The sequence below is a fragment of the Photobacterium sp. OFAV2-7 genome, from assembly GCF_022347985.1.
GTDB lineage: Bacteria > Pseudomonadota > Gammaproteobacteria > Enterobacterales > Vibrionaceae > Photobacterium.
The window spans coordinates 1-2,745 of the sequence record NZ_JAKRFQ010000721.1; the positions used below are offsets into that span (position 1 = coordinate 1).

A 2,745-nucleotide genomic window follows, 5' to 3' on the forward strand; every position below is an offset into this window, starting at 1 on the left:
AATCTGAATATATTCCAACCCGTTATAGATGTTCAGCAGTTCACGATAGCCTTCTTTGGTCTTCAGCATCGGTACCATCGCGTCCGATTTCGGCCAGCTCTCCAACAGAGAAGCAAAGCGATTGGTGATCTGATCAGCCGTTACCTCATACCCACGCTGGCGCAATAGTGTATCAAGCCCCTTACCGTCAGCCAGATAAAGCTGCTGCATCGCTTCCACATTGACCTTGAGATTGCCAAGGGACGTCTCTGAGCGCCAAGATTCAGCCTGATAAACTTTAGGAGAACCCGGTTTACCCAGTGGGCGGGTCAGCTTCTTCATACTGTAATCAAGCTGGTTATTCAGTGCTCCCAAATACTCACCAAGAGCCATCTGCGGCGTTAGCTGCTGCCATGGATTTGCCTGCCACGCTTTCGCCAGTTGCTCGCCACTTTGCTGCAGACGATCACCAATAGCGCCAACCAACTGACATCCCTGGCCCCCTTGCAGTAATGTCGGCTTTTCATACAAGAACCACTCAACAGCCCCCAGCCCCTGTACCGCAACACTCTGCTCAGCAATATCGGCTGCCGTCCATGCTGTATCCTGCTTCAATAGCTGATTAAGCTTGCGTCCGGTTGTATTCTTCTTGTCAGGCCAGAACTGGATTTGCCAGCTTAACGCCAGCACCTCTTCACTGCCTTTCTCACGCCCCTGCAATGCCATCCACTTGTGCATAACCTGCTGCCAGGATTGACGTGCTGCCTCTAGCTGCTCTTCATCATAAGACTGACATAGGGCTGTGATCTCACCATTTATCTGGTGAGCGGCATCTGAAAACAGCTCCGCCGCCTGCAGGTGCTGCTGATGAATCGTACCGGTCATGCTTTGCTGCTGGTCATTACACCCGGTAACAGCCATTGCGATTGCAACCGCTGATAACGATGTTACTGATCGTTTCATGTCCGCTTCCTTTTACAATGACTGCAGAAATGCAATCAGAGCTTCCCGATCCGCTTTCGGCAATGTCAGTACCTTGTCCCGGCTCTGTTGTGCTTCACCACCATGCCATAGCACGGCTTCCATCAAGGTTCTCGCCCTGCCGTCATGCAGGAAGTTAGTATGGCCGTTAACTTCTTCGGTATAGCCAATTCCCCACAGTGGCGCTGTTCGCCATTCACGACCATTGGCCAAGAATTCACCGCGGTTATCGGCCAGCCCCTCGCCCATATCGTGCAAGAGCAAATCGGTGTACGGATTAATTAACTGCTCAGACAGTGCCGGCAGCTCGGTATTTTTCGCTGTCGTGATCTGGCTACGGTGGCAACTGTCACATCCGACTTCGGCAAAAATAGCCTCGCCTTTCATCACCTGCGGATCAGTAACATTACGGCGTGAAGGCACCGCCAAGTGTTGTGAGTAAAACTCAACAAAATCCAACACATTATCACTGACTTCTGGTTTGCCGCCATCTGGCAGCTCGTTACATATCGACTGCTGAGAAGTACAGTTCTCGTTCGGGAACAAGTTGCTTGTCAGGCCAACATCACCGTTGAATGCGGCAGCATTTTGCTGCATCAGCGTAGGCTGACCGGCTTTCCAGCCAAAACGACCGGTTACCAGCTGTTTTTTCTCGACATCCCAGACTTTGTTTAGCTTACCAGAAACACCCTGAGCAGCATTTTTCTGCTCATTCGCTATTGCCACCAAAGTCGCCTCCGGGATCTGTTCAAGCAGACCAAGCCCGATCATCGGCGGGGCAATACGGGCCGACATCAACACATCGGAATGAAGCGGACCGTAGTTCAAATCTGTAATAGCCAGTTCAGGCTTACGCAGAGTTATCACTTCACCATCAGCAAAGGTCACTGGCACATCGCTATAAGTAAGTTTGATCTGACCTTCCGGCTCGGCTCCTGATATAGAGAAATCTTGCAGCTGACCACCATAAGTTGGTTCCGGAATCACACCATCGGTGATCACAGCTTTCTTTTGCTCGGCGGTCATCGCCGGAATACTGAGGCGAACCAGCATCGAAACCGCATTGGTGTCTCCCGGCGCTGGCGGATGACCGCGACCATCCTTAATATGGCAGTTCTGGCAACCATTTGTATTGAACAATGGCCCCAAGCCATCACGGGCATCGGTCGTTGCCGGTGCCTGAACCCATGGGTTACGAAAGAAACTGTTGCCAACACTGAAATCAAGGCGCTTTGACAAAGGCAGGTTACCGGCAGGCAACGAAAATGCATTAGGACCTGATTTTTTGACCGTTGTATCCCCGCCAGATTTCAAAGCTTTAATCACACTAGGATCAGGCTTTTCTGGCGAAGAACCTGCATTGGCATCTTGGGCATTAACGATATTAGAAATTGCAGATAAAGAAAAAAACACTGCGGCAAAATACAACTTCATAGCTCACACACTCATTTTTATATGACGACAAAAGGGCTCAACCGAGCCCCTTTTCACTTATTGTGGTTATCAGGTGTTTCTGATAATTAGAACTGGTGGTCAGCCGTATCAGGATTTAGGTTGCTAACACCAATAATAGAAGCAGCACGCTCAATTTCTGCCGTCTGTTTAACCAACGCCATGATAGATTTTCCGACTAGGGCATTACCTGCCTTGTTGCCAGATGCAATCAGCTGATCAAAATGTTGATTTTGCTTTTCTGCAGATTGAACAAGCGTATAAACCTGGCTACGGGCACGGTCAAACTCAGCCTGGATCTCTTTCGCAGCCTGCTTGTCTTTCTTCTCGACA

Annotated in this window: 2 protein-coding genes and 1 pseudogene; all 3 read right to left on the reverse strand. The window is 50.0% G+C overall.

Annotated features, from left to right (window positions below):
* The coding region (locus MHN01_RS23545) for an imelysin family protein (protein ID WP_239413784.1) at nt 1-942 on the reverse strand (942 nt) is incomplete at its 3' end.
* A gap of 12 nt (nt 943-954) precedes the next feature.
* The gene (locus MHN01_RS23550; RefSeq protein ID WP_239413786.1) at nt 955-2,394 is read right to left on the reverse strand and encodes a di-heme oxidoredictase family protein; all 1,440 of its coding nucleotides are present in this window, start codon (nt 2,392-2,394) and stop codon (nt 955-957) included.
* An 86-nt stretch (nt 2,395-2,480) separates the two neighbouring features.
* Nucleotides 2,481-2,745 (reverse strand): annotated as a pseudogene (locus MHN01_RS23555) (peptidase); the annotation flags it as partial.

Coding starts and splice junctions, on each gene's coding strand:
- MHN01_RS23550 (WP_239413786.1), bottom strand. CDS start 2,394: ATGAAGTTGTATTTTGCCGCAGTGTTTTTTTCTTTATCTGCAATTTCT.